This window comes from Leptotrichia sp. OH3620_COT-345 (assembly GCF_003932895.1).
In the GTDB taxonomy this organism is placed as follows: domain Bacteria; phylum Fusobacteriota; class Fusobacteriia; order Fusobacteriales; family Leptotrichiaceae; genus Pseudoleptotrichia.
Window position 1 is genome coordinate 1 of sequence record NZ_RQYW01000073.1, and the last position, 764, is coordinate 764.

1 protein-coding gene and 1 pseudogene are annotated in these 764 nt (G+C 27.0%); both read right to left on the bottom strand.

The window, feature by feature from the left end; translation table 11 throughout:
* Positions 1 to 184: 184 nt before the first annotated feature.
* Positions 185 to 403 carry a hypothetical protein gene (locus EII29_RS11360; protein ID WP_125237603.1) on the bottom strand — a complete coding sequence of 73 codons (219 nt, stop codon included), beginning with the start codon at positions 401 to 403 and terminating at the stop codon, positions 185 to 187.
* Positions 404 to 486: 83 nt separating this feature from the next.
* Positions 487 to 764, bottom strand: a pseudogene (locus tag EII29_RS12300) (hypothetical protein); the annotation flags it as partial.

The following is a 764-nucleotide window of genomic DNA, read 5'->3' on the forward strand; positions in this document are numbered from 1 at the left end:
TTCAAGAATTATTGTGTAGTTTTTTTGTGAGGGCTCATTGCCGCCCTCATTCTCCTGTTATCGGCTACAAAATTTTTTATCCCTCATAAATATTTATTCGGAAAATTTTGAATGCCGAATATTTACTTTAGTATTCAATCTTTGTTTTTATAATAAATAAACTCTTAAAATGATAACTATGCTATTATTCAATTAATTTATCGACATCTATCAATCTTATGTATAAAATTTTATCATTAAAATAAGGCTTTATTTTTCTTCTTAATTCTTTTAATTCTTCTTTACTTATCCCCTCTATTTCAAAACTCAGAAACGGATATATTTCATTAAATTTCATATATTCTTCCCAGTCTATTCTCTCAAGTTCTCTTTCTACACTGAAATATTCCTTGAATCTTTCCATATATTTCTTTATCCCTATTCTTACTCTCCATTGCGTTATTTCATCACGTATTTCCTCATTACATTTCTCATCTTTTACAAAATTTAAATGTCCCCCCCCCCTATATCATCTTCTATTTCTTCACATATCCAAGAATTTAAAATATAAGGTTTTATTTTATATCCTGATTCGATAAATATCTTTTCTATTTCCTCAAAATTATTCCCTTTTGATTTATCATATAATAAATTATTTAATACATATGGTCTTAATCCAAAATTCAGCATAATAAATAAGTTATCTGTATATCTGTATCCTATATCATCTCCTAATGCCCCCTCTCCTGGAATAAATCCATAATATTCTTCTTCAAACTCCTTAA